Annotated in this window: 22 protein-coding genes; 12 read left to right on the forward strand and 10 right to left on the reverse strand. The window is 62.4% G+C overall.

Translation table 11 applies throughout. From position 1 onward, the window contains the following. Positions 1–7: 7 nt before the first annotated feature. The gene (locus MEMAR_RS11320; protein ID WP_011845125.1) at positions 8–691 is read left to right on the forward strand and encodes a M48 family metallopeptidase; all 684 of its coding nucleotides are present in this window, start codon (positions 8–10) and stop codon (positions 689–691) included. 6 nt (positions 692–697) lie between these two features. Here MEMAR_RS11320 and MEMAR_RS11325 read toward each other — a convergent pair whose 3' ends face one another. The 6 genes from MEMAR_RS11325 to MEMAR_RS11350 all read right to left on the reverse strand — a co-directional run bounded on the left by MEMAR_RS11325 (position 698) and on the right by MEMAR_RS11350 (position 6,570). Beyond that, positions 698–2,254: a PAS domain-containing protein gene (locus MEMAR_RS11325; RefSeq protein WP_011845126.1), complete on the reverse strand. Its 1,557-nt coding sequence runs from the start codon at positions 2,252–2,254 to the stop codon at positions 698–700. 154 nt (positions 2,255–2,408) lie between these two features. Beyond that, complete coding sequence (locus MEMAR_RS11330; RefSeq protein ID WP_011845127.1) at positions 2,409–3,083, reverse strand: small multi-drug export protein; 675 nt, start codon at positions 3,081–3,083, stop codon at positions 2,409–2,411. Between the two features lie 50 nt (positions 3,084–3,133). Continuing rightward, positions 3,134–3,583: an adenylyltransferase/cytidyltransferase family protein gene (locus MEMAR_RS11335; protein WP_011845128.1), complete on the reverse strand. Its 450-nt coding sequence runs from the start codon at positions 3,581–3,583 to the stop codon at positions 3,134–3,136. Continuing rightward, complete coding sequence (locus MEMAR_RS11340; RefSeq protein WP_011845129.1) at positions 3,580–3,951, reverse strand: Mov34/MPN/PAD-1 family protein; 372 nt, start codon at positions 3,949–3,951, stop codon at positions 3,580–3,582. Before MEMAR_RS11340 ends, MEMAR_RS11335 begins: the two co-directional genes overlap by 4 nt. A gap of 78 nt (positions 3,952–4,029) precedes the next feature. Beyond that, the gene (locus tag MEMAR_RS11345) at positions 4,030–4,935 is read right to left on the reverse strand and encodes a fasciclin domain-containing protein (protein ID WP_011845130.1); all 906 of its coding nucleotides are present in this window, start codon (positions 4,933–4,935) and stop codon (positions 4,030–4,032) included. Positions 4,936–5,145: 210 nt separating this feature from the next. Beyond that, positions 5,146–6,570: a dihydropteroate synthase-like protein gene (locus MEMAR_RS11350; protein WP_011845131.1), complete on the reverse strand. Its 1,425-nt coding sequence runs from the start codon at positions 6,568–6,570 to the stop codon at positions 5,146–5,148. Between the two features lie 43 nt (positions 6,571–6,613). Between MEMAR_RS11350 and MEMAR_RS11355 the strand changes: the two genes are divergently transcribed. From MEMAR_RS11355 to MEMAR_RS11390, 8 genes are all read left to right on the forward strand, one after another. Further along, complete coding sequence (locus MEMAR_RS11355; protein ID WP_011845132.1) at positions 6,614–7,279, forward strand: CehA/McbA family metallohydrolase; 666 nt, start codon at positions 6,614–6,616, stop codon at positions 7,277–7,279. Beyond that, on the forward strand, positions 7,276–8,088 hold the full coding sequence (gene truA, locus MEMAR_RS11360; RefSeq protein WP_011845133.1) for a tRNA pseudouridine(38-40) synthase TruA: 813 nt from the start codon (positions 7,276–7,278) through the stop codon (positions 8,086–8,088). The genes MEMAR_RS11355 and truA overlap by 4 nt, the downstream gene beginning before the upstream one ends. Before the next feature lie 656 nt (positions 8,089–8,744). Then, a complete protein-coding gene (locus MEMAR_RS11365; RefSeq protein WP_245526604.1) occupies positions 8,745–9,662 on the forward strand; it encodes a glycosyltransferase family 2 protein in 918 nt (305 codons plus the stop codon). Between the two features lie 37 nt (positions 9,663–9,699). Beyond that, entirely contained in the window at positions 9,700–10,779 is a 1,080-nt protein-coding gene (gene wecB, locus MEMAR_RS11370; RefSeq protein WP_011845135.1) for a non-hydrolyzing UDP-N-acetylglucosamine 2-epimerase, read from the forward strand. Positions 10,780–10,798: 19 nt separating this feature from the next. Beyond that, entirely contained in the window at positions 10,799–12,172 is a 1,374-nt protein-coding gene (locus MEMAR_RS11375; RefSeq protein ID WP_011845136.1) for a nucleotide sugar dehydrogenase, read from the forward strand. A 77-nt stretch (positions 12,173–12,249) separates the two neighbouring features. Then, positions 12,250–13,458 (forward strand): glycosyltransferase family 4 protein, encoded by a 1,209-nt coding sequence (locus tag MEMAR_RS11380; RefSeq protein ID WP_011845137.1) that lies wholly within the window; start codon positions 12,250–12,252, stop codon positions 13,456–13,458. Continuing rightward, positions 13,443–14,633 carry a prenyltransferase/squalene oxidase repeat-containing protein gene (locus tag MEMAR_RS11385; protein WP_011845138.1) on the forward strand — a complete coding sequence of 397 codons (1,191 nt, stop codon included), beginning with the start codon at positions 13,443–13,445 and terminating at the stop codon, positions 14,631–14,633. Before MEMAR_RS11380 ends, MEMAR_RS11385 begins: the two co-directional genes overlap by 16 nt. Continuing rightward, positions 14,630–16,777, forward strand: a complete 2,148-nt coding sequence (locus MEMAR_RS11390) for a bi-domain-containing oxidoreductase (protein WP_011845139.1) — start codon at positions 14,630–14,632, stop codon at positions 16,775–16,777. The genes MEMAR_RS11385 and MEMAR_RS11390 overlap by 4 nt, the downstream gene beginning before the upstream one ends. 1,179 nt (positions 16,778–17,956) lie before the next feature. On the opposite strand, the gene MEMAR_RS11395 is transcribed toward MEMAR_RS11390, so the two are convergent. After that, entirely contained in the window at positions 17,957–19,165 is a 1,209-nt protein-coding gene (locus MEMAR_RS11395; protein WP_143706407.1) for an archaeosine biosynthesis radical SAM protein RaSEA, read from the reverse strand. Positions 19,166–19,644: 479 nt separating this feature from the next. Here MEMAR_RS11395 and MEMAR_RS11400 point away from each other — a divergent pair, with 479 nt between their 5' ends. Then, positions 19,645–21,072: a phenylacetate--CoA ligase family protein gene (locus tag MEMAR_RS11400; protein ID WP_011845142.1), complete on the forward strand. Its 1,428-nt coding sequence runs from the start codon at positions 19,645–19,647 to the stop codon at positions 21,070–21,072. Positions 21,073–21,082: 10 nt separating this feature from the next. Beyond that, positions 21,083–22,477, forward strand: coding sequence for a phenylacetate--CoA ligase family protein (locus tag MEMAR_RS11405; RefSeq protein WP_011845143.1), 1,395 nt, complete (start codon positions 21,083–21,085; stop codon positions 22,475–22,477). A 5-nt stretch (positions 22,478–22,482) separates the two neighbouring features. On the opposite strand, the gene MEMAR_RS11410 is transcribed toward MEMAR_RS11405, so the two are convergent. The 3 genes from MEMAR_RS11410 to MEMAR_RS11420 all read right to left on the reverse strand — a co-directional run bounded on the left by MEMAR_RS11410 (position 22,483) and on the right by MEMAR_RS11420 (position 25,951). Next, positions 22,483–23,484: a GNAT family N-acetyltransferase gene (locus tag MEMAR_RS11410; protein ID WP_319638633.1), complete on the reverse strand. Its 1,002-nt coding sequence runs from the start codon at positions 23,482–23,484 to the stop codon at positions 22,483–22,485. 187 nt (positions 23,485–23,671) lie between these two features. Next, positions 23,672–24,700, reverse strand: a complete 1,029-nt coding sequence (locus tag MEMAR_RS11415; RefSeq protein ID WP_011845145.1) for a GNAT family N-acetyltransferase — start codon at positions 24,698–24,700, stop codon at positions 23,672–23,674. Between the two features lie 234 nt (positions 24,701–24,934). Further along, complete coding sequence (locus tag MEMAR_RS11420) at positions 24,935–25,951, reverse strand: GNAT family N-acetyltransferase (RefSeq protein ID WP_011845146.1); 1,017 nt, start codon at positions 25,949–25,951, stop codon at positions 24,935–24,937. 151 nt (positions 25,952–26,102) lie between these two features. Between MEMAR_RS11420 and MEMAR_RS11425 the strand changes: the two genes are divergently transcribed. Next, entirely contained in the window at positions 26,103–26,294 is a 192-nt protein-coding gene (locus MEMAR_RS11425) for a hypothetical protein (protein WP_011845147.1), read from the forward strand. Positions 26,295–26,299 lie beyond the last annotated feature (5 nt).

The raw sequence follows: 26,299 nt of genomic DNA on the forward strand, positions 1-26,299 counted from the left end.
TGGTATCATGAACCGGGGAGAGAAGGAGAGCGTCGCGGATGGAACGACCGTCGTTTTGAAGGCGGTGCGGTCCGCCCGCCTCCAGGTGCGGCCGGACGGAACCCTCCGCGTGGTCGCCCCCCCGTCGTTCGACGTCGAGGGGTTCCTGCAACGCAACGCGGCCTGGATCGAGAAGCGGCGCCGGGAACTCGACCGGCTGGCTGCCGAAGGCTGCGGACGGGAGGAGATGCTCCTCCTGCACGGGCGGTTCTGCCGCGTGGTTTCGGGCGCGCGGTTCGCGATCGACGAGGACTCGGGTACCGTCGCCTCTCCGTCCGCCCCCGCTCTCCGGAGAGGGCTCTCCCGGATGCTGAAGGAGGAAGTCCGCGACCGGCTGGAGGCCTGCCCCGACCTCACCGGCCGGTGGCAGGGGCGGATCGCGGTGAAGATGCAGAAGACGCGGTGGGGGAGCTGCTCGGCGCTCGGCAACCTCAACATCAACCTGCGCGTCGTAGCCCTCCCTGAGTCCCTGCGGGAGTACGTCGTCGTCCACGAGGCCGCCCACCTCCGCGAGCAGAACCACTCCAAACGGTTCTGGCGTCTCGTCGGCGATCGTTACCCCGATTACCGGGCGGCGGAAGCCGAACTGCGCCGCTACTGGATCATCCTCGAGCGGAACAGGGTGTGGGGGACGCTCGCGGATACACGGTGAGAGGCATCAGGAGTACTTCCGCCAGAACATGGAGAGTCTCCTCGACTCGCCCCACCGTTCGTCGAGCTGGTCGATGATCCCGTTGATCCGCTGCACCTGCTGGCGGATCTTCTCCGTCGTCTCGGTATCGTCGAGCAGTTCGGCCCGCCCCATGATCGCCTGGAGCGGGTTCCTTATATGGTCGGCGAGGAGAGCGAACTGCTCCATGTTCCGCTCGATCTGATCGTAGGCTTTCGATTTCAGGTCTTCGACCTCCCTCTGGGCAGTGACGTCTCTCGCGACGGTGACGACCCTCGCGACCTCGCCGTGCTCGAAGATCGGGATCCGTATCTCCCGCAGAATCATGGTCCGGTCGCCCGTCTGAAGAGACCGTTCCGACGTCAGCGGCCGGCCGGTCCGGATGACCCGCTCGTAGAGCTGACGCGTGGCGGGGGGGAAGAACGGCACGACGGCGAAGAGATCCTTTCCAACGACGTTTGTTTCGAGTCCGAGGTCTTCGCACCAGGCGACGAAGGCATCGTTCGCGAGAAGAAGGGTGAGGCGGGTATCGACGACGGTGACGGTGTCGGTGATGGCGTCGAGGACGATCTGGTAGAGGTCCTCCGACTCCCGGAAGATGTACTCGGACTGCTTTCGGTCGATCGCGCCCGCGATGATATGGACAGCCGCAGAGAGAAGCGCCACGTCCTCGTCCGTAAAACGGGGCCCTTCGCCGTCCGTATCGAACCCGACAAAGCCGACGACCGACCCGTTCAGCCGGAGCGGGATCATCAGGGCCGCGGTAGCGCCGTGCCGCTCCAGGAAATCGCGCTCTTCCCTCTCCGGCCGCCCGTTCCCGGACACCCCGTTCACGATCACGGTCTCGCCTTCGAGAACCTGCACGGTCCACCGGGGCGGATCGCCCTTGAAGAGGTTGCGCGACTCGCCCCGTAGCGGGGCCTGCCCCGCCCGGCACCATTCATGCGTCGTGCCAAGCAACGTCCGCAGGTCGTTGAAGAGAGCGAGATAGACCCTGGACGCCCCGCACGCGCGGCCGAGATCCTCGAGCGAGTCATCGATCGCCGGATCGATCTCTGCCGGGTCCATGAACCGGGCGGGCGTCGCCGCGACGGCCGCTTCAAGGCTGCGGCGGTGACCGGGTGCATCCTGAGCCCCGCGCCTCACATCGACCTCGATGCAGGAGAGGAGGAGCCAGACCTCGGCGGTTCCGGGGTCACGGACGGTGCTGAGCGATATTCGGGAGGGGAACGAGGAAGCATCCCTCCGCCGGGCGGCAATCGTCCCGGTCCACTGTCCGGAGGCGAGAGCACAGTCGATGCAGTCCCGCCCCCCTTCGGGGGAGAGCCAGAGGCGGGTCACCGGTTTTCCGACCACCTCTGAGAGGTCGTACTCCCACATGGCAAGCAGGGAAGGGTTGGCAAAAGCGATGCATCCCTGCCGATCGACGATACAGATCCCGGAGAGCGAGGTCTCGATCACCTGTTGCAGCATCGTAGCGGTGACATCAGGCACCGCCTTTGGGATCCCGCCGGCCTCCAGGCGGCTCATCATATTCGAATCCATACCCTGACCGTCCCGGGCGACCCATCAAAGCCGCCCCTGGCCGTCCCGGGGAGCGGCGGCACGCGACCTCCCCGGATGGCCAGGATGATTAATCCCCGGGCCCGGTATAATAAATTTTCGTTTGCGCTGCGCCGACTCCCACCTCTCAATGGGATCAGGCGCCGGTTTCAGCCCTTCGCGAATAACTCCGGTAGGTCACGAGAAGTGCGGCGCCGATCAGGAGGAAGACGGCAAGCGAGACCCAGAACCCGGCTCCCGGCGGGATGAGGTTCACGACGTAGTCGATGCCGAGGGCGATGGCAAAACTGCCGATGAAGCCGCCGATGGTGATGCAGGAGATGACCTCCGTCTTCGTCATCCCGAGCACTCTCCCGACGACGGAGCCGACGATGCTCCCCGACCCATCGAAGGGGAGAGCCACGAAAGCAACGAGACCGACGAAGTAGAGCCGCTCAAGCCACGGCCGCCGGTCGAGGAACGTCCTGCCTGCTTCCGTAAACCGGCTGACCCGGGGGCCGATGTGGGGGATGCGGAGAACCAGCGGAAAGTTCCAGGCCATAAAAAGCCCGCCGGCGAAGTCCAGGAACGCCAGGGCGAACGCGGTCAGCCACCACGGAATCCCGCAGAGGATGCAGACCGGGATGATCGTCTCCCGGCCGAGCGGCGGGACGATGTAGGCGACCATCATCCCCAAGAGCAGGAGCCACTGCTCCGCCGGAAGGAAGAACCACACGACGGCAAGGAAGAGCCCGCAGAGCAGGAACGGAACCGAGACCTTCAGCCAGCTCGTCTCATCGCCGTCATCGCCCCACACATCGATCTGCCGCATGAACCGCCGTCACCTGCGGGTATTTCCCGCGCATTCCGGGGGCCCCGGAGTCACTCCTCACCGTGAGAGCCGGTGGGATCCGGGGGCCCCCGGGTATTCAGGATACGTTCGATGATCTTCGACGAACTGGCAAGCGAGCCGGGATACCCGGGTATCCGGACGACGTCCGCGTCGAGCCCGCGCTCCCGGAGTTTCTGCCGGAGATGCTCCTCGTCGAAATGCTGGTTAAACCCGAGCGTGATGATGTCGGGCCGGATCTCCGCTATCGGCCTGAACATATCGTGGAGATCGCCGAGGAGCGCGTGGTCTACCGGCTTTAACGCCCGGATCATCCGGAGCCGCTGGTCTTCCGGGAGGAACGGTCGCGGCTTATGCTTCACGTTCGCGTCCCGCGCCACGATCACGGAGAGCTCGTCGCCGAGGTTCCGGGACTCCTCGAGATAGTAGAGGTGCCCGGGGTGGAGGATATCGAACGTCCCCGTTGCGACCACGCGGATCACTCGACCACCTCGAGGCGTGTCGTGCTGCCGTCCGCCCGGTAGCACCGCCAGTCCCTCTTCCCGTAGGGGTAGCCGACGATGATATGGTACCGCCCCACCGAGGGGAAGAACCTGAGATCCGCCGACGACGGGGAAAGGACGCCGTTCGGGTGGCTGTGGGCGCTGCCGGCCTGGTGGGTGTCCAGCGGGAGCATATCGATGAAGAACGAGGCGCTCTCTTCCCCGACGATGGTGCCGGGCACCAGATCGAGGTCCCGGATAACGCCGTCCCGCTCCCGCAGCACGGCAACGAATTCGTCCGGGTGATGTTCCCGCCCAAGTTCAAAGAGCATCGAAAGCAGATCCCTGCTGATCCCGCATATGGCCATTCCACTGAATGGTAGGGGAGAAGGAAACATAAGCCCTCGCGTCGGGTCTGCGGAGGGTCTTGAGAAAAATGAGATAGGTTAAGGGATGACCCGTTCTTCCTCCGGGCCCTCCGCGGTCACGTTCTCCACCACAGTCTCATTCTCCGCGGTCACGTTCTCCAGCGGCAGGAGATCCGGCGGCACGAGAACCACATCGATGATGTGGACGATGCCGTTGTCGGCCGCAAGATCGGAGGCGACGATGGTGGCGTTTTCTACCGTGAGATTGCCGTCGGCCACGCTGACGTTGAGGCTGTCTCCGGTGAGGGCCTCAAGAACCGTCTCGTTGGTGACGTTCGCCTCTTCCATCAGGTCTTCTACGGTGTAGTTCCCCCTCACCACATGGTTCATGAGGAGGGTGTCAAGCATCTCCGTGTCGTTTAAGAGCGCAGTAAGGGTCTCGTTATCGAGTGCCTCGAAAGCGGCATCGTCCGGAGCAAAGACCGTGTACGGCCCGCCGGCATTAAGCACCGTCTGCGCGAGCCCGGCCTTCCCGACGGCATCCGCAAAGGAAGTCAGGTTCTCGTCCCCGGCGACCAGATCGGCCAGCGTCATCCTCGCCGGTTCCTCCTCACCGGTTTCATTTCCGTTCTCCTCGACCATCGTCCCCTCCGGGACGGCGATAACGACGCCCTGCATGGGCGTCCGCTGCGTCGAAGCGTTGAGCGTACAGCCGTACGGGTAGGTTCCCGTATCGGCAAACGTGTAATTGAACGTCTCGTCCTGCTCTATCGGGCCGGAGTCGAAGACCCCGCCCGCGCTGGTGACGGTATGGCTCACCTCATCGTAATTCATCCAGGTTACCGTTGTATTCCCCTCGACCGTGAGCGAGGCGGGGATGTACTCCCCGCCGCGTATATCGACGTCGGCGGTCGCCGCGAGAACCGGCAGGGCAACGAGTCCGATGACCAGGACGGCTGCGAGCCCGAGTATGGTTGAATTCATTCTCATGCAGTCTCACCACATTTACGTGTCCTGACAGGGAGAACAGCCGGGACCATCCCGGGATCGAACCGGAATGGTTCGGCACCGCTCGCCGCTGCCACGGGCAGGAAAATAACTGCACAATTATATAAGTATTGTTATAAATTTCGGAGATCGACATCCCGGCCGTCCCTGCCCCGCCTCGCATGAGGATCTGCGGGAGCAGGCTGCTCAGAACGGTCCGTCCTGTTCGAAGCTCCTCTTCATCCTGATGGCGAGTTCCGCCTTGAAGAGTTCCTTCCCGAGGTAGGCGGCGTGATCGAGCCGGGAGAGGCTTGCGTTTGCAAGAAGCGTGTAAAAGACGTCTTCCCACCGCTTCCCCCGCACGGCGCGGTTCCGGTGAACCGCGACGATGCAGTCTCCCTCGATGCCGATACGGATGCATCCCAGGGGATCGTAGACGATCTCGTCGGGCATGGGAAGCGCATCCTCGACGCTCCCGTACTCCAGCGGCGGTTCCCGCCGCCGTCGCTTCTCCTTCAGGATCAGGAGATCGAGCCCAAGGTCCTTGGGGTACGGGCGCTCGGTCGTAAGGACCATCATCTCGGTTGCCCGCCGCATCTCCGCGACCGACCCTCGCGTCTTGTCGCTGTGCTCGCTCGTGAAGACGACCGCGGCCCCGACCTCGTGCGCCATCCCCGCAAGCAGGGCGTTCGCCCCGGGGGAGTCGGCGTCCAGCAGTTCCACGACGTTGCCCGCCCCGAAGAAGAGCGGACGGGGGGCATCGGCGAACCCGGCAAGCGAGTCCGTCAGCCCGGAACCCGCCGGCTGGAGGAGGGGATCGGCGATAAGACATCGGATCCCGGCCTCTCCGGCGGCGGCAAGGTTCTCTTCAAGCGTCCGCTCGCGCGGCACCACGACCGCCGCCGCTCCGGCATCCGCGACCGCGCCCCCGACGGCGGGGATATTCCCCTCGTGCAGGGAGAGTACCAGGTCGGCGCGGAAGAGCGCCGCCGCGATGAGGTCCGGGTCCTGCGTATCGACGGCGAGAGGGCCCTCGATATCCGCGAGGGCCGAAAAGCACCGCTCGACGTCGCCGGGGGTCGCGTCGAACCCGAACCCGAGGTCGACGATATCGGCGCCGTCGGCAAAGAACCGCCGGACGTCGGCGGGGAGATCGTCGCGCTTGTGCGCATCCATAATCTCCGCGAGCACCTTCATCCTCGAATCTCCGCCGATCTTCACGCCGCGGACGATGAAGTCAGCCTCCGCCTCCGCTTCCCGGAGCGCCACCTGCCGGCAGGCCTCCTCGCGACGTTTCTGCGCGAGGAACTCGTCGGCGGGGACGGTCTTGGAGAGCCGGACGGTATCCAGCATCGAGAGAACCGGGATAAGATCGGCCGCATGCCGCGGGCCGCGGTAGACCGGGACGCCGGTCTCGCGCTCGACGTCGGCAAACGACGCGGTGCACATCCCGGAGACGATCGCCATATCGTAGTTGCCGCCGGCAAGCAATCGCCGGAGTTCTCCGGGGGCAAGAAACGATGCAATTTCACCGGTGACCGCCACGACTATCTCGTAGCGGTCGCTAAAGCGTTCAGCCGCCGACTTCACGATGCCGACCGTTGCCGATCCGGTCGGGAGGAGAATGCGCATACACTTCACTTATTACTCTGATGATGACAAATAATCTGATCTCATGCTGCGGTGCGATCTGCATGTCCACACCAGGCACTCCAAGGACGGAGAGAGCAGTGTGGAGGAAATACTGCGACGAGCGGAGGCGGTCGGGCTCGACGCCATCGCGATCACCGACCACGATACGGTGGAGGGTGCCCTCTACGCCCTCGAGTGCGACACCCCCGTGACCGTGATCCCGGGCACCGAGGTCTCGACAAAACAGGGCCATCTCCTCGCACTCGGCATCACGGAACCCCTCCCGGACGGTCTCGACTTCTTCGAGACCGTCGCCGTCGCACGTGTCCGGGGCGCTCTCCTGATCCTCCCGCACCCCTACCACCGCTGGCGCCACGGCGTCGGGAGGAGGCTCGCGGCCGGTATCAGCGCGGTGGACGCGGTGGAGGTCTTCAACAGCCGCTACATCACCGGATCGGCGAACAGGAAAGCCGCAGTCATAGCACGGAGGTTCGGGAAGCCCGGTGTTGCCGGGAGTGACGCCCACAACGCCCGTTACGTCGGGTTCGGGGTCACCTACGTCACGGCCGAGCCGGATGCAGCCTCCATCCTCGCCGCGATCCGGGAAGGGCGGACAATGGCGGGAGGGAGGATGACCCCGCTGCACACCTACACCCGCCAGTCCCTCAAGGGCGCCCTCCGTAGAATCCGGCGGACGGTACACCGATGAACCTGGCGTTCCGCTTCTCGTACTTCGGTGACCGGTTCTTCGGTTCGCAGATGCAGCCCGATCTCTGCACCGTGGAGGGCGAGTTCATCGGGGCCTGCAGGCTTCTTCGGCTCTTCGACGACTGGAGGGAGGCGAACTTCGCTACCGCCGGCCGCACCGACCGCGGGGTGCACGCCCGGTCCCAGGTCTGTTCGTTTTTGACCGATAAGCCGGAGCGCGCGATCGAAGCGCTGAACCGGGTGCTCCCGGCAGACATCTGGTGTACGGGGTGGGCCGAGGCCCCGGACGGGTTTCACCCCCGGTATAGCGCCGTATCGAGGACATACCGCTACTACTTCTCTGCCCCCGGTGATGCCGCCGCCATGCACGAGGCGGCGCAGGAATTTCTCGGGCGCCACGACTTCTCGGCGTTCGCCCGTGCCGGCGACCGGAACCCCGAGCGGAGGATCCTCGCATCACGGGTCTTTATCGACGGGGAGTTCGCCGTATTCGAGGTGACGGGCGAGAGTTTCCTCTGGAACATGGTCAGGTGCATGGCAACGATGCTCGGACGGGTGGGAAGAGGCGAGGCCGAAGCCGGGGAGATCGCACGGCTTCTTACCGGGCCAGTGGAGCGGAGAGTCGCTGCGGCTCCTCCCGAAGGGCTGATCCTCTGGGATATCGATTACGGAATTCCCTTTACGCCCCTTCCGATCGACGCCGGGAGCAGCCGGCATCTGGGCGACCGGCATCGCTATCACGTCCTCATGGCAAAAATCTCCGCACACCTCGCACAGGATCACCGGCAGCCCGACACACCCGGAATATAATACTTCCCAATGGAGCACTACGGTTCAGAGGGGATCGGGAAACTGACCTCCCTTATTGCCGCTGTTTTGAAAGGATCAGGCCACAGACAATGGATCTTCCGGAGGCGGTGCGGCAGCGGAAAACAGTCGTTTCTCCCGTCATCCGGGATAACTTCATTTAATCCTTCTGAATAACGGCATTCGATACGACCGGACATAGCAGGAATCGGAGTGTGCGGATCTCCTGCCCACTCCCGGCAAAGGATGGCGACCATTCCTCCCCGGGCCGGAACGTTTATCAGGCCAGATGCGGTTTTAGGGACAATCCAGTAAATAAAAATATCTTTACTTTTTACAATAGTTTAGCATTTTAGGTTAATAATAACCTATTAATATATCCCGGCACAGTCCCGTTTCAGTACGTCAAGAGGGGAAAGTGGATGTACGACAAGGATCCGGTTCGGGCGAGGCCCCCCGCTCACCAGGAGGGGTGGTTCGCCGAAGAAACAACTGTGCCGTTGCCGCAGTACCTAAATGCAGAGAGAGACAGATGGATCGAACGACACGTCCCCCGGAGCGTCGGGCAGGAGAGCGTGACAGGCGTCCCGGCCCTCCGCTGTGAGGTTCAGGAGCAGGTAAACCCCCTGAGAACGCCTGCGGCTCCGGGAAACCGACGGGTGGCGAACGAAACCGCCCAGGGTGCCGCCGTGGTGTCCCGACGGTCGAGCAGGATGCGGACGCTTGCGGCGATCCCCTGTTTCGACGAAGAGGTCGCGATCGGTTCCGTCGTCCTGCGAGCCCGGCAGCATGTCGACGAGGTTCTGGTGATAGACGACGGGTGTACAGACAACACCGTGAAGGTTGCCCGGGAGGCCGGGGCGACCATCATCTCGCACGGAGCCAGGAAGGGGAAAGGACAGGGGATCAAGAGCGCTCTTAAGTATGCAGTCGATCACGACTACGACTGTCTGGTCTTCATGGACGGCGACGGCCAGCACGACCCCGGGGAGATACCCCTCCTGGTCGAACAGATCCGCGCCGATGCCGCCGATCTCGTCATCGGCTTTCGGACACTCGACCAGATGCCGTTTTACAGGCGGTTCGGCCGGGCAGTGCTCGATATCGTCTCCAGCACCGGAAGTCCGATAACCGACTCCCAGTGCGGTTTTCGGGCGCTGAACAGAAAGACCATGGAATCGATGCTCAGCTCGCTACGGATGGACGATTTTTCGACGGAATCGGAGATGCTCCGGATCGCCCAGGAGAGACACCTGCGCATCGGGGAGACGCCGATAAACTGCAAATACGGTGATTTCGACACATCCACAAAGAACCCCCTTTCTCACGGAATGGAGGTAATCGGATCGATATTCTGGCTTGCCGTGGAGAGAAAACCTCTCCTGTACATCGGCCTGCCCGGGCTTGCCGCGATGGTTGCCGGGATTTTTTTCTTCCTCCAGTTCCTCCGGGGATTCAGCGAAACCGGCCTCGTCCCGATCGAACAGGGCATGCTTGCATCGCTCTTCCTGATCCCGGGGACCATCGCAGTCATGCTGGGCCTGGGGCTTGCCCTCGTTGTAAGGATGCGGGAGTGAGCGGGGTGAACAATACGATGCAGAGGAGACGTGAAGAATGATTGGAGTGATACTCGGCACGCGGCCGGAGATCATCAAGATGTCCCCCGTCATCAGGGAATGCGAGCGGAGAGGTATCGACTACTTCCTCCTTCATACCGGGCAGCACTACTCCTACGAGATGGATCGGCTCTTTTTCGAGGAACTCGAACTCCCCGACCCGGACTACAGCCTCGACGTGGGTTCCGGCACCCATGCCGGCCAGACGGCAAAGATCATGACCGGCGTCGAAGACGTCCTCGTAAAGGAGTCGCCCGACGTCGTCCTGGTGCAGGGGGATACGAACACCGTCATGGCCGCGGCTCTCGCGGCATCGAAGTTGCACACGAGGGTGGGGCATATCGAAGCGGGGCTCCGGAGTTTCAACCGCTGGATGCCCGAAGAGATCAACCGGGTGCTCACCGACCATATCTCGGATTACCTCTTCGCCCCGACGGAGAGCGCGAGAGATAACCTTCTCCACGAGGGGATCACCGAGCGGAAGATCTGCGTGACCGGCAACACCGTCGTCGATGCGGTCTACCAGAACCTCGGTATAGCAGAGAAAAAGGGCAACGTACTAAAAGAGTTCGACCTCGAGCCCCGTGAATACTTCCTCGTCACCGCCCACCGGCAGGAGAACGTGGACAACCGGACTCGCCTCAAAGAGATCTTAAAAGGGCTCGAAGGGGTGCAGAGGGAGTTTTCCCTGCCGGTCGTCTTCCCCGTCCACCCGCGAACCGAGAAACGGATCAAGGAACTGGGAATCGGCGTCGACGGGCTGAACCTCACCAAACCCTTCGGGTTCCTGGAGTTCCTGCAACTTGAGTCGCAGGCGAAATTCGTGCTGACCGATTCCGGCGGCGTCCAGGAAGAGGCCTGTGTTCTCGGCGTTCCCTGCGCTACGATGCGTTACGATACGGAGCGGCCCGAGACGCTGGACGTCGGATCGAACGTCCTGGTCGGTGCCGACTCAAGAAAAATACTCGAAGCGGTTCGTTCGATAGAAACCTGGAAATCCGGGTGGAAGAACCCTTACGGCGATGGAATCGCCGGAAAAATGATTGTCATGGTCTGTGCCGCCGCACGGCCCCAATGATTGCCCGAGGAGAATGCACATGAAGATCTGTGTACTGGGATTAGGATACATAGGATTGCCGACTGCACTGCTATTTGCGGCTCACGGAGCGGATGTCGTGGGCGTCGACGTGAAGCAGAGCGTGGTGGATTGCCTCAATAGCGGGAACCTGCCGTTCGGGGAGCCGGGGCTCAACAACCTTTACAGCGAGGCCAAAAGCCGGTTCCTTGTCAGAACCGAACCGGAAGCCGCGGACGTGTTTCTGATTGCCGTGCCGACACCCCTGGATCCGGCAACGAAAGTCTCCAACCTCTCCTACGTCAAGAGTGCAGCCGACATGATCGTCCCCCACCTTCGCGGAGGGAACCTGGTCACCCTCGAATCGACCGTCCCTCCCGGAACCAGCGAACGGGTCGTCATCCCGAGACTCGAGAAGAGCGGTGTTGCCGTCGGAGACTTCCTGTACGCCCACTGCCCCGAGCGGGCGATACCGGGGCGAACCCTGCAGGAGATGACGGGCAACAGCCGCATCATCGGCGGCTACGACCGGGACTCCACCGACCGGGCGACCGCGATCTACCAAACCTTCGTCCGCGGGCAGATATACCAGACCGACACGAGGACGGCCGAGTTCGTCAAATTGATGGAGAATACCTGCCGCGACGTGAACATCGCACTCGCAAACGAGTTCGCCCAGCTCGCGGAAGAGTGCGGGATCAACGTCTGGGAGGCCATCACCCTCGCAAACAAGCACCCACGGGTCACCGTCCTCAACCCCGGCCCGGGTGTCGGGGGACACTGCATCGCCGTCGATCCCTGGTTCCTGACCGAGAACTCGACCCGGTGCAGGATGATCTCCACCGCCCGGGAGATCAACGACTCCATGCCGAACTACGTGCTGCGTGTCGCACGCAGCCTGCTCGCCGGCGTCCGGGACCCGACGATCAGCATCCTCGGCGTCGCCTACAAGGGCAACGTCGGCGACACCAGAGAGAGCCCGGCATTCAAATTCATCCAGCTCGCCGAGAACGAAGGGTATGCCATCCGGTGCCACGATCCGTATGCGGCGGCATTCGCGCACCCCCTCATGGATCTCCCGGAAGCGACCGCCGGGAGCGACTGTATCGTCATCCTCACCGATCACGACTGCTTCCGGAAACTCGACCCGGCAGGGCTCCAGGTGAGGACGAAACTCGTCATAGATGCCCGGAACATCCTCGACCACGAGAAGTGGACCGACCAGGGCTTTGCCGTCCGCGTGCTGGGCGACGGTTCATCGGTGCAGCAGACGGTTCCGGGAGATATCGCGGCCCCGACAGGCCTATATCCCGCAGGCGCCGCGCGGTCGATTGCATCCTCATCGCCACCGTCCATATCCCTGCTCTCTCCGAACGGGCGGGAGGGCTACCTTTAGTCCTCCCGTACGCGGTTTCGCAGGGCGGGAACCATCGACCGGCCTTCCACGATCATTCAAATACCACGAGGAGTTGCATGAAACAGGTATGCATCGTATCACAACACTTTCCGCCGGAGAAATCGGGAAACGCGTCACGAATACACGACACCGCCGTACACCTTGCAAAACTGGGGATCGGCGTGACCGTGCTTGCGCCGCACCCCACGTTTCCTACCGGATCGTTCCCCCGTACCTGGAAGCGCTCGGGCATGCAGGAGGTCGACGGGCTCCGGGTCGTCCGCCTCTGGACCTGGCAGCCGGGCACCGGTGATCCGGGGTTTGGGAGTAGGATGGCCTACTACCTCTTATTCCCGATCCACGCCGCACTCTGGCTCCTCTTCACCCGGAGCCGGTTCGACGCAATCATGACGTCGGCGCCGCCGCTCTTCACCGGGATCCCGGGGTACGTCCTGAAGCGGACATCAAGGGTGAAGTGGATCCTCGATGTCCGCGATCTCTGGATCGATGCATCGATAGGCCTTGGTTTCCTCCGGGAGGGGAGCATCTACGAGAGGATGAGCCGGAAGTTCGAGCAGATGTGCCTTGCCCGGGCAGATCTCATCGGGGTCACGACGGAAGAACTCGGGCGGAGGATCTCGTCGCACTACCGGGTTACCGCTCCCATGGAACTGATGCCGAACGGCGTCAATACCGAGTTCTTCCAGCCCACAGACGGCGGGAAGAAGCGGCAGATCATCTACGCAGGAAACGTCGGACACGCCCAGGATCTCGATAAGGTGGCCCTCGCCATCAAGTCGATGAACGGCACCTATAACCTGAAGTTCGTCATCGTCGGCGACGGCGACACCAGGGAGAGCCTTGAGAGGCTGGTGAAGGCGGAGAGCCTGACCGACTCCGTCATCTTCACGGGCACCCTTCCGCGCGAGGAGATCCCGCGGCTGCTCTCGGAATCGCTCGTGGGGGTGGCGCCCTTAAAGCGGCTCGCGAACCTCGAGTACGCCGCCCCCACCAAGGCCTACGAGTACATGGCGTGCGGGATACCCTTCGTCGGCTGCGGGAACGGCGAGATCGCCCAGCTCGCGAGGGAGTCGGGTGCAGGGGTCATCGCCGACAACACGCCGGAGGCGATCGCCGCGACGCTTTCTGCGCTCCTCGACGACCCGGAGAAGATGGAGGAGATGGGGCGCCGTGGCCGGGAGTACGTCGCGGAGCACTACGACCGGCGATCGATCGCCCTGAAACTGAAGCAATGTATCGAGAGGATGACATGGACGGGCGCGTAAGATCGCTTCTCTCCCGCGTTGCCGGGGAGGTCAGGGGGCTCGCCGTCGTCGACGGGGAGACCGCGTACATCCGCGACCCGGTCTTCCCGGTCATCCGGAACCGCGTGCATGCCGAGGTCGCGAAGACGCTGCTCCGGTTAGACGGCGACCCGCTCGTGGGCCCGATCCTGAACTACGCCGCAGGATGCCAGAACCCGGACGGGTCATGGAACGAGGTTCACGTCAACTACAACGAGCCTTCGGCCCTGATCACGGCGTTTATCGGCGACGCGCTCCTGGAGGCAGCGGAGCGGTATCCGCACGAGGAGGCACTCCAAAAAGCCGGGGACTTCGTCCTCGCCGCCGAAAGAAACCGCGGGTGCTTCCTGAAGTCCCGGGGGTACACCGCCGACCACCTGAACGTCGACGCCTCCTGCGGGGCGTTCCTCGCCCGGTATGCGGAACGCTACGGCGACGAGGACGCCCGTGCGGCGGCGCTTCGGGCGGCGGAGAACGTCGTCAGCCACCAGTGTAAATGCGGCGTCTACCCCTACGCGGTCGATAAGGGGACCTATCCTTTCGTCTTCAAACTCCCCTGCGTGCACTACCAGGGGGTGACGATCTACTACCTCGCCAAGGCAAACGACGTCCTGTGCGACGAGCGGATCGACGAAAGCATCGCTAAAGGGGTGCGGTGGCTCGCGGACGCCCAGCGTCCCGACGGGCGGTTCGACTGGTCGCGGAGCGGGCTATCCTTCGCCTACTACCTTTCCGGTGCATACGCGTTCGCCCTGGCCTCCTTCGTCTATGCGTCGCGGGCGGACGAGCGTTACCGGGAACACGCCAACCTCTGCCTTGGCCGGCTTGAGAAGGACGTGCAGGGGCTTGCACCCCGGTGGGAACCGGGCTCGTGGCTTGGTCTCGTCCCGTCCGTCGCCACGGCGGCGAAGACGGCGTCGCTCGGGCACTACCCATTGCGGCACCGGGCGTTCCGGTTCGGCTACGGCATGTACCGCGAGATCGCCCGCAGGCGGTACGGCGAAACCGCAGAGACGCGATCCTTCGAAGCCCTCTGCCGGGTGCTCGGAATCCGGTCGTCGACCGTGGAACCGTCGAATAACTTCCCCGATCTCTTCATGACCTCGGAGGTGCTCGACTGTCTCAGCCAGTCGGGAATCTGGGGGGAATCTACGTGAAACAGGTATTGCTCAATCTGCAGTCAGGGTCCATCCAGGTGGAGAACGTTCCCGTTCCCGCCGTAACGAGGGGGGTCGTCGTCGAGAACGCCTACTCCCTCATCAGCGCCGGCACGGAGTCGTCGCTGATCAACCTCGCACAGCAGTCGCTCGTCGGCAAGGCGAAGGCACGCCCCGACGACGTGAAGAAAGTCCTCCAGAAGGTCGGAACGGACGGCCCTCTCTCGGCCTACCAGCAGGCGATGAGCCGTCTCTCCAAACCCGAACCGCTCGGCTACAGTTCTGCGGGCACGGTGGTGACAACGGCATCCGACGAGTTCGAGGTCGGCGACCGCGTCGCCTGTGCCGGAGCAGGGTACGCGGTGCATGCCGAGTATGTTGCGGTCCCGAAGAACCTCTGCGTCAGGATCCCCGACGGTGTCGGCTTTAAGGAAGCGGCGTTCACGACCGTCGGGTCGATCGCGATGCACGGCGTCCGGAACGCCGAAGTCTCGGTGGGCGAGAACGTCGCGGTGATCGGGCTCGGGCTGATCGGGCTTCTCTCGGTGCAGATCCTCAAAGCCGCGGGATGCCGGGTGATCGGGATCGATATCGACCCCGAAAAACTTGCGCTTGCGGCTGAGCTCGGTGCGGACGTCGTCTCGAACTACGACGGCCTCTTCGAGAGGGCGCGGGCGTTATCGTCGTTCGGGGCGGACGCAGTCATCATCACCGCGGCCACCAGATCGAGCGCCCCAATCGAGGCCGCCGGCCGCCTGGTCAGGGATAAAGGCAGGGTCGTGGTCGTCGGGAACGTCGGCATGGACGTGCCCCGGGATGTCTTCTACGAGAAGGAGGCGGAAGTCGTCGTCTCCCGCTCCTACGGCCCCGGCCGCTACGACAGGAACTACGAGGAGCGGGGGATCGACTACCCGATCTACGTCAGGTGGACGGAGAAGAGGAACATGGAGGCGTTTCTCGAACTGGTGCGGCAGAAGAAGATCGATCTCGACCGCCTGATCACCCATACCTTTCCGCTCGACGACGCGCCGGGGGCCTACGACCTCATCAACACAGGAAAGGAACGGTTCATCGGGGTTCTCCTGCAGTACAGCCCGAACGGTTCGGGCGCCTCCGGCACCGTCGTCAGCCTCGCAAAGCCCGGCGCACGGAAGCGCAAGGTTCCGGCCGCGGCCCGGACGCTCGGGTGTATCGGCGCCGGGGTCCATGCCCAGAGCGCCCTCTATCCCCTCCTGCCGAACCTCCCGGTGAACCTCGGGGGGCTTGCGACCGCGACGGGACTCTCGGCGCAGACGGTCGCAAAGAAGTACGGCTTTTCCTACTGCACCACCGACTACCATAAGATCCTCGACGATCCCGATATCGACGCGGTGATGATCGCGACGAGAAACGATCTCCACGCGCCGATGGCGATCGACGCGCTCTATGCCGGAAAAGACGTCTTCGTGGAGAAGCCGCTCGCGACCGATATCGAGAGTCTCCGCCGGATCGTCGAGGCCAGAAACGAGTCCGGCCAGCGGCTGATGGTCGGGTTCAACCGCCGCCACTCCCCGCTTGCGGTGAGGATGAAGGGGTTCTTCGCAAACCGGGCAACCCCCGCCGTCCTGCACTACCGGGTCAACGCCGGGCAGATCCCGCCCGAACACTGGGTGCACGACGACGAGCAGGGCGGCGGGATGCTGATCTCGGAGTGCTGCCACTTCATCGACTTCATGCAGTACGTCACCGGGGCGCGGCCGGTCCAGGTCGTTGCCCGGGCAATCGAGCCGACCGGGACGCTCCAGAAGTACGACAACTTCCAGGCGACCCTGACGTTCGACGACGGGTCGCTCGGCACCGTCACCTACACGACGCTCGGGGATCGCTCCTACCCCAAAGAGACCGTCGAGGTCTTCGCCGGCAACGCCGTCGGGAGGATCACCGACTTCCGCGACCTCGAACTCCGGCGGGAGGGGAAGGCATCGAGGGAGAAGCGGTGGCTCGCCCAGGAGAAGGGGTTTGCCGAGGAACTCCTGGCGTTCGTGAAGGGCGAGGAACCGGACTTCGCCGGCAACGTCGCGACGACGCTCGCAACGTTCGCGGCATGGGAGTCGATCGATACCGGGGCGGCGCAGGAGATCGATACCGGGCGGGTGGGGTTGTGATGTGGTTTAAGCGTTGAGAGCAGGTTTTTTGCCCCGCCACAGCGAGGGCAGTGCGTGGTGACATCACCATCGCGGGGGGCGGCTCACGGGGAGTGCGAGCGTAGCGAACACGAGAAGAACGAAGTTCTTCGAGGGGGCATGCCCCTTCCCCTGTCTCTACCCTGCTACAATAATGCCTACAACCCCCCACCCCGCCCGCGCTTCGCGCTCCTCAGACGCACCTGCGGTGCTCAAACTCCCGCCGTTCGCTACGCTCCGGCAGAGTCGTTCCCCGCCCGTGGGGGGCGGGGGCAGTCATAGCGATAAGCGATGGTTCGGAGAACCGGAGCTAGAGCACCGACGGTGCGAAGCCGGGGGAAAGCCGTGTCCCGGAAGCGAGCCGGAACCCCGTTCTTCTCCAGAGCCTCCCCATGCAGTGGACCGTGGGGACTACGCACCTTCGGTGCTCGTGCTCCTGCCCTTCGGCCAGTCGCATATCGCCATGGGGGTGGCGGCCCGCGGGGAGTGCGATGGTTCGTAGAACCGGAGCTCGACCACCGTCAGGTGGGAAGTGCGAGCGAAGCGAGCTTGAGCACCGGAGGTGCGAAGGGGGTGAACCCCCTCCCCTGTCTCTACCAGATTCGAGGACACCACGAACCTCCACCCCGCCCGGCCTCCGGCCTCCTCACTCGCACCTGCGGTGCTCAAACTCCTGCTGTTCCAGCAGTCGTTTTCCCCGCCCCGGCAACGGCCGGTGGAAAGCCGGGACGCCGTTCTTCTCCAGAGTCTCCCCCCATACCCGCGGGTGGTGAAATCCAGACGCAATGCCCCACTAACGGATTCTCATGCTCCGTTCCTGCGAAACATCGCAAGTCGCACCTAAAGGTGCTCCCGCTCCGCTCCTCGCACCTAACGGTGCTCACGTTCGCTTTCGCTCACGCCTCGAAGACCTTCGGTCTTCTCGAACTCCTGTCCGAAACCCTTCGGGTTTCTCAAGCTCCGGAATCGAAGCCTGACGGCTTCTCATGTTCCGTTCGCACTTATCAGTGCTCAAGCTCCTGCCCTTACGGGCAGTCGCATTCCGTTGGAACGTCGCACCCTGCGGGCCATCGCATCCTGCGGACAGTCGTTCTCCGGAGCGTCGAGCAAAAAAACACCCGGGGAAAGCCCGGGCCCCCATATCCGGGCCGGGTTCAACGCTTACGAAGAAGAAGGCTGGGTACTTTGGATATACGCCAGCTGCTCGCGGATCCGCTCCGGGATCGTGCGGGGATCTTCTGCCGTAACGGCCTCCTTCCATTCCTCCCGGCACGAGCCGTCCAGTCCGTCGAACTCTGTCGTGTCGAAACGGGAGTTGTATCGCTGGATCGCCTCCGTGATCTCGGCATCGCACTTCCCGCAGTTCCGGGCCCAGTCGAGCGACTCGACCGAGTAGTTCCAGGGGCTGACGTAGACGTGAGCACGGTTCCCGAACCGCTCCCGGCACTGCTGCAGGAGTTCGACGAGCGTCCAGAGCCACGGCGGGCGGTAAAGGTCGTTCTTCCAGAGTTCGTGCACGACCGTGTTCTTCTCGACCGTCGTCACCTCGAGGTCGACGTAGTCGATCCCGCGGGAGATGCAGTAGGAGATGGTCCGCAGGATATCGTCTATCGCTTCTCCTTCGGTGAGAAACGGCGGTTTTACCAGGAGGAGCGGTTTTGTCAGCACGCCCATCCCCCGCATCCTCGAATGGAAGAGATCGAAGTTGTTCGCCGAGAACCCCTTGTTGATGCAGAGGTTCATCACCTGGGCGTTTGCAGACTCGAACCCGAACGCCACCTCGAGCTGCCGCCCGTTCAAGGCCTTCTTCATCTTTGCCACGTGCTCGTCGGGGGAATAATCGATCCTCGACTCGACGACCACCTTCCGGATGTTTTTGTAGCCGTCGATGTACGAACAGATCTTCTCGATGGCGGCAACCGGCATCTCGCGTTCGTTAAAGATATTGCCGTCGTTGTATATCGAGACGATCGGGTAATCCCCGAGATCGACGGCATCCATCACGTGCTCGAACTGCGCGATGTATTCGTCCGCCGATACCTCCCGGCCCCGGGACGTTGCACAGTAAAAACCGCACATGGTGCACCCTCCCGTCTTCTCGACCCATTCGCACCCCGTGGAACGGAGGAAGATGATCAACCGCCTGATAGGCTGATCGTCGAGGTGCCCTATCCGCTCCTCCCAGCCGATGGGAACCGTAAAATCGAGGTCGTGCGGAGCGTTTCCATTCCGTTTGCGCAGCCCCCCGGCCAGTGCTCGGATCTCGTTTAGAATATCATTCTCCGATGAGTGACCCGTGAAGGTCTCTGCGCTGCTACTGCTATCAGGTACGGCCCTATCTAGAATTATTATCCCCCCTGTTCCGGGCAGGCACCTTCATGCCGAAGGCGCACGTCCCCGGTGACTGTCGCCTTATCTTACCAAGACATACCCCTGATAGGCTTTCGCATATTTATAGTTTATCCAATTAGTCCGATTATCGGGCCATGTTCGCGAAAAGGTTTTCTCTGACAGGAAATCCGGGAAATTTTGACAAGAAATCCGGGAAATCAGGCAGTCCATTGAGAAGAATCGGATCCGGACTCCCACCGTATTCCCCCGGAGGACGATCCGTTCGTCCACAGAACCCTGATCCCGAATGGGAGAGATGACGGTATGCCAATTTTTATATACGTTGTTCAGGGGTATAGTATCCCGATGCACCGGTGGAGGGTCGTCCGGGCGGATCACCCGGAAAACAGGAAAAACGAGCCCGGTAAAAACCGGAAACCAATGGGGCGAAGATGCGATATCACCGTGCATTTTCGGCAGATACGGCAGAAGAGCGTATGAGAAGGGGAACGAAGATTATGATTCGACTGGGAGAGAGGATCTGCGGCAGGGAATCGTTCACTGCAAAAGCTCTCGGGCTTCTCCCGGCCTATAACGTCTATCGAAAGACCTACACCCTCCTCCGGGAGTCCCAGAGGTGGAGCCGGGAAGAACTCGCGGCCTACCAGGCGCAGGCGCTCTCGCGCCTCCTCGACCACGCCTACCGAAACGTCCCCTACTACCGCCGGGTCTTTCAGGAGCGCGGTCTCGTCCCGGAGGACATCCGGACCCCCGACGACCTGGTGCTCCTCCCGTTCCTGACCAAGGAGATCGTCCAGGCCAACCTCCCCGACCTGAAGGCCCGGAACTACCCGGAGTCCGCCTTCGAGTACGTCACCACCGGCGGCTCCACCGGGATCCCGGTCGGCTTCTACTACGAGAAAGGGGTCTCCCGCGCCCGGGAATGGGCGTTCATGAAGACCCAGTGGGACCGCGTCGGCTACCGGTTCACCGACCGCTGCGTCGTCCTCCGGGGCTACATCGTCGGGTCTGCCAGAGACGGCGTCTTCTGGAAGAAGACCCTCTGCGGCCGATGGCTGCTGATGTCCTCCCATCACATGACCGAGGAGACGCTGCCCGCCTACATCGACCGGATCAAGAGGTTCAAGCCACGATTCATCCAGGGATACCCCTCCACGGCCGTGATCCTGGCGCGGCACATGCGGGAGCACGGCATCGAGCCGTTCCCGACCGTCAAAGCCGTCCTCTGCGGGTCGGAGAACCTCTACCCCTGGCAACGCGACCTGCTCGAGGAGGTATTCGGGTGCCGCGTCTTCTCCTGGTACGGCAACTCCGAGCAGACGGTGCTCGCCGGGGAGTGCGAGGAGAGCACCCACTACCACATCTTCCCCGAATACGGGATCGTCGAACTGATCGGGCGCGATGGTCGGCCCGTCGAGGGGCCGGGGGCCATGGGCGAGGTGGTCGCGACCAACCTCACCAACTTCGTCTGCCCCCTCATCCGATACCGCACCATGGACCTTGCCACGGCGGCCGGGAGAGGCTGTTCCTGCGGGCGGAACTACCCGGTGCTCGAGCGCGTGGAAGGGAGGGTTCAGGACTTCATCGTGACGGGCAAAGGCGAACTTCTCTCCGGGATTGCCATGAACATCGATACCAATGCGTTCGATAACGTTAAACAGTTTCAGTTCTACCAGATGAAGGTCGGGGAAGTCATACTGAATATCGTGAGAAAACCGACGTTCAGCAAGCAGGACGCGGAGTACCTCTACCGGGAAGTGAGCCGGAGTTGCGGCGACGACGTTCTTATCACCATCAGGTACGTCGACAACATACCGCTCACTGCCCGCGGCAAGTATCGCTACTTCGTTCAGGATCTGCCGATACACTTCAGCGAACGGGAGGGGGGGGGTGTCGAGCATGTGTCCTCAGATCTGCTCGCCTGATCCGGGAGGTATGGATACGAAGGCAGGTCTTCATCGATGGGTGTCGCGCGCGAACCCGCTCACCGTAAAGGCACTCAGCCTGGTGCCGTCTTACCGCACCTACCGGCAGATGTACGCGCTCCTCCAGCGGTCACAGTGGTGGAGCCAGGAAGAACTCGCGGCCTACCAGACGCAGGCGCTCTCGCACCTCCTCGACCACGCCTACCGAAACGTCCCCTACTACCGCCGGGTCTTTCAGGAGCGCGGTCTCGTCCCGGAGGACATCCGGACCCCCGACGACCTGGTGCTCCTCCCGTTCCTGACCAAGGAGATCGTCCAGGCCAACCTCCCCGACCTGAAGGCCCGGAACTACCCGGAGTCCGCCTTCGAATACGTGCGCACGTCCGGCTCCACCGGCACCCCCATGGGGTTCTACTACGAGAAAGGGGCCTCCCGTGCCCGGGAATGGGCGTTCATGAAGACCCAGTGGGACCGCGTCGGCTACCGGTTCGGCGACCGTTGCGTCATACTCCGGGGACACATCGTGGACGGGGCATCCAGCGGCACCTACTGGAGGCGAGCGCTCTTCGGCCGGTGGCTGATCATGTCCTCCCACCAGATGACCGAGGAAACCCTGCCGGACTATATCATCTGGATCCGGACGTTCAAGCCCCGCTTCATCCACGCTTACCCCTCCACGGCCGTGATCCTGGCGCGGCACATGCGGGAACACGGCATCGAGCCGTTCCCGACCGTCAAAGCCGTCCTCTGCGGGTCGGAGAACCTCTACCCCTGGCAACGCGACCTGCTCGAGGAGGTATTCGGCTGCCGCGTCTTCTCCTGGTACGGCAACTCCGAGCAGACGGTGCTCGCCGGGGAGTGCGAGGAGAGCACCCACTACCACATCTTCCCCGAATACGGGATCGTCGAACTGATCGGAAGGGACGGCCGGCCCGTCGAAGGGCCGGGGGCCATGGGCGAGGTGGTCGCGACCAACCTCACCAACTTCGTCTGCCCCCTCATCCGGTACCGCACCATGGACGTCGCGGTCGCCACGGAGAAGCAGTGCTCGTGCGGCAGACAGTACCCCCTGCTCGAGAAGGTGGAGGGGAGGCTCCAGGAGTTCATCGTAACCCGGAGCGGGCACCTGATCTCCGTCACCCCCATCAACTACGAGTCGGAGGCGTTCGAGAACATCAGGCAGTTCCAGATGTACCAGGAGGAGGTGGGCGAACTCATCATGAAGGTCGTCAAAAAACCCGCCTACACCGAGAAGGACACCCGGCAGCTGACCGACGAACTCCGGTGCCAGCTCGGCGACGGGGTGAACGTCCACGTCCGCTTCGTCGACGAGATCCCCCGCACCGAAGGCGGCAAGTTCCGGTACCTCATCCAGAAGATCCCCATCTCGATCGGCGACCTCTGACGGGCTCAGTCGATGTAGGGGACGACTCTGCGTTTCAGCCGGGGATTGTTGAAGACGGAACTGTATGCCCATTCCGCCAGGGCCCCGACGATATCCTTCCGGCAGACCTCCATGTAAATGCCGAGAACCGAACAGAACTTTGACTTGAAGAAGTTGAGGTCGGGCGTGTTCGCCCCGATGTTCTCCAGGTACGAGTAGCCTTCGGCCCGTGCACGCTGGACCAGAAGCCACTGGAGATACTCGTTCCCTGCGTGAACACTCTCGATCCGCGGCGTGCCCATCCAGAGCAGGAACCGCTTGTACTCCTGGGTGGCGACGGCCCCCGTGAGCGCACCTTCCCGGTCGTAGAGGTAGTATGCCGCGAGATGATCCGGGTACGCCCGGAAGACGTCCTCAAAGTAACGCCTGCTGATCATCGGGATGTTCATGTCCGGCTGGCTGAACCGCCCGGCAAGCGCCGTATAAAGATCCGAGATATCGGTGCTCCGCACGAGATCCATCCCGGCCTTCTCGGCTTTTCTGATCTTATTCCGGAGTTTGTAGTGGAAATCGCCCCAGATCGTCTCGAGCGGCCGCGTAAGATCGATCACGTAGGTGTAGTGGACCTTCGGCGTATACCCCCTCCAGATGAACTGCCTGACGTCGATGAGGCCGGGGACGAAGGTCAGAGAGAAGTAGTGCGGCGATATCGCGTCGATCTCTGCAGAGAGATCCGTCGCAACGAGATCCATGATCGCCTCCTGTTTGCCCAGTTTCAACGCGGCAAAATCCTTCGCCGGGATAAGGCCCAGGTAGGGGATGACCGCCTGCATGGGCGGCGGCGAGAAGAGCGTCTTGACCCCGTGCACGCTCCTGAAGAAGAGCGGGGCGAGGCAGACGAGTTCTTCCCCCTTGTAGATGCCGTACGGGAGGAGCCGGTACCCCGTATGCCGGGCTGTGATCGTTATGTAGTCCCACCTGTGGAAAAGCAGCCCGTACGGACTTGCATCGACAAATGAATCCCACACGCCCCTGTCTTTAACAAGTTCGAGCACCATAGAGTCTGACTTCCAGCCGAACGGTCATGCCTGACCGGGCCCGATACAGGATACCCGGAGGGTATATTTATATCTTTCCCGGTAACGCCGGTGAGAGCGGAGCTGCAGCGATTTAAGCGGACCCGGGAGATTCCTGGCACCTGCAGGCCCCTCCCGATCACCTGACGTAGGGGACAAACCTCTTCTTGATCAGCGGCCTGTTGGCGATGTTGCTGTATGCCCATTCCGCGATCCTGCCCACGCCGTCTTTTCTGCTCACCTCAAAAAAGATCGCAAGATCCGGGTTGTACTTCGCCTTATGCACGTTCAGGTTCGGGTTGTTCGCCCCGGTATTCTCGAACTCCAAGAAACCCTTCTCTTTCGCGTTCCGGATAAGGCACCACTGGAGATACTCGTTCGCCGACGTGCCGTCGATCTTCGGCCCGCCGACCCAGAGGATATAACGCCTGTATTCCAGGGTCGTGCCGACCCCTTTGAGGTCGCCGGCCCGATCGTAGAGATGGTAGACATGGGCGTGATCCGGATACGCCCGGAAGATATCCTCGAAGTAGTCGCGGTTGATCATCGGGATGTTCATATCCGGGCGGCTGAACCGCCGGCGCACCGTCTCGTAGAACAGGGTGAGACCGTCGCCCTCCTCCAGGTGGTAACCTTCCTTCTCGAACCGCCGGAGGCTCGTGCGCAGCTTCGCGTTCACGTTCCCCCAGAGGGTCTCGATCGACGGTGCGAGGTCGATCGTATACGAGTAGTTGACCCCGGTCCGGTATCCGTCCCAGATGAACCGGCGGATGTCGTGAAAGCCCGGGACGAACGTCATCGAGAGGTAGTTCGGCGCGAGATCGCGGAGAACTTCCTCGAGCCCGTCGGCCACCCCCTGCAGCATCGACTCCTTCTTGCTCTGCTTTGCCGCTGCATAATCCCTGCCCATGACCACCCCGAGATACGGTATGACCGCCTGCATGGGCGGCGGCGAGAGCACGACGGTGACGCCGTTCGTCCGCCTGCAGAAGAGGGGGCAGACCGCGAGCAGTTCTTCGCCCTTGTAGATGCCGCAGGGAAGAAACATATACCCGGTATGCTGCTTCGTGATCGTCAGGAAGTCCCACTTATGAAAGAGGAGGCCCGAGGGACTTTCGTCGACAAACGCGTCCCAGGCATCTCTGTCAGCGATGAACTCGACCGGCAAACAGTTCTTCCTCCGCTCTACCGGAGATCTCCGGCAGTATCCACCTCCTGCGGTCGGCCATATAAACGTAACGGCCGGGGAGGTCATGCCGGGGCATAGAGCCCGAGCGGCCGCACGAACACGGCATCCATTCCGGCTTTTCCGGTCATCGGGAGTCCTGAACCGAGATTTCTGGGATACCGTATGTCACCCGATGCCGCGAGACACCGGGGAGAAGAGGGACGGCTGCGAACCCTAAACCCTCCCGGTCGCCATCATCAACCGTTTCACAAAGGAGCGGTATGCCCACTCGGAAAACGCGCCGAAGGCGTCTTTCTTCTCGATCTCAAAGTACATCGTAAGATCGGGGTTGAACTTCGATTTGAAGAAGGCCAGATCGGGGTTGTTCGCACCCATGTTCTCGAACGTCCGGTAGCCTTCGGCATGTGCATGCCGGATCAGGAGCCACTGGAGATACTCGTTCCCCGCGTGAGCGCTCTCGATCTTCGGCGTTCCCATCCAGAGCAGGAACCGCTTGTACTCCTGAGCGGCCACCACGGCTGCGACCTCGTCCTCCGCATCGTAGAGGGTGTAGACCCCGATCCGGTCAGGGTAGGCACGCACGAGATCCTCGAGGTAGTCGCGCCTGATCGGCGGGATATCGAGCGACGGGTCACGGTAACGATCGGAGATGAGTGCATGGAGCGTGGAGATATCGCCGGATTTTTCCAGCCGGAGACCCGTTTTCGCTTCCTTCTTCAACTTGTTCCGGAGCTTGTAGTGGAGGTTGTTCCAGATATCCTCGAGCGGCCGCTCCAGATCGATGGTGTAGGTATACCGGACCCGTGCATCGCACCGGTCCCAGAGGTAGTGGCGTATATCGTGAAAGCCCGGGACAAAGGCTATCGAGAGGTAGTTCGGCGAGAACTCGAGGAACTCCCCGCGTATCTCCTCCGCGATCACCCCGAGAAGGGATTCTTTCTTGCTTCGCTTGAGCGACTCGAACTTCCCGCTCGTCACGCACCCGAGGTGGGGAATCACCGTGAGGGGCGGAGGTGAAAAAACGGCGTTGACGCCATGCATTCGCATCCGGAAGAGCGGAAACACGCAGAGCGGCTCGTCTCCTTTATAGATCGCGTACGGAAGGAGGGTGCTCTTCGTATGTTTTGCCGTCAGGTGCAGATAGTCCCACTTATGGAAGAGGAGGCCCGAAGGGCTCTCGTCGATGAAGGCATCCCAGGTATCTCTGTCCTCGACTCTGATCGCTGTCATCCCTTCCGTCACCCCCGCGCAGTCATACAGTCTGCGGCTCGGCGACCTCTAATCATCTCCCGGACTCATATATACCTTTCTCAGGTTCCGCCGGATCGTCCGGCATCGCGGACAGGAAATCTTTATATACCGGAGCACGTGAGGTAGGGGCATGGTCGCACTCCGCCTCCTCGCCATGGACGACGTTTCGTTCCGCTCGTGGGAAGGCAACGGTTCGGGTGCATACGCCGACATCTGGGTGATCATCCCGGAAAAAAACCTCTTTCCTGAGTTCCTGAAACACTTTTGCCGTGCATCCGACCGGGATCTGATCGCGATCCCGTACTCCGAGAACTTCTTCTGAACCTG

The sequence above is a fragment of the Methanoculleus marisnigri JR1 genome (assembly GCF_000015825.1).
GTDB lineage: Archaea > Halobacteriota > Methanomicrobia > Methanomicrobiales > Methanoculleaceae > Methanoculleus > Methanoculleus marisnigri.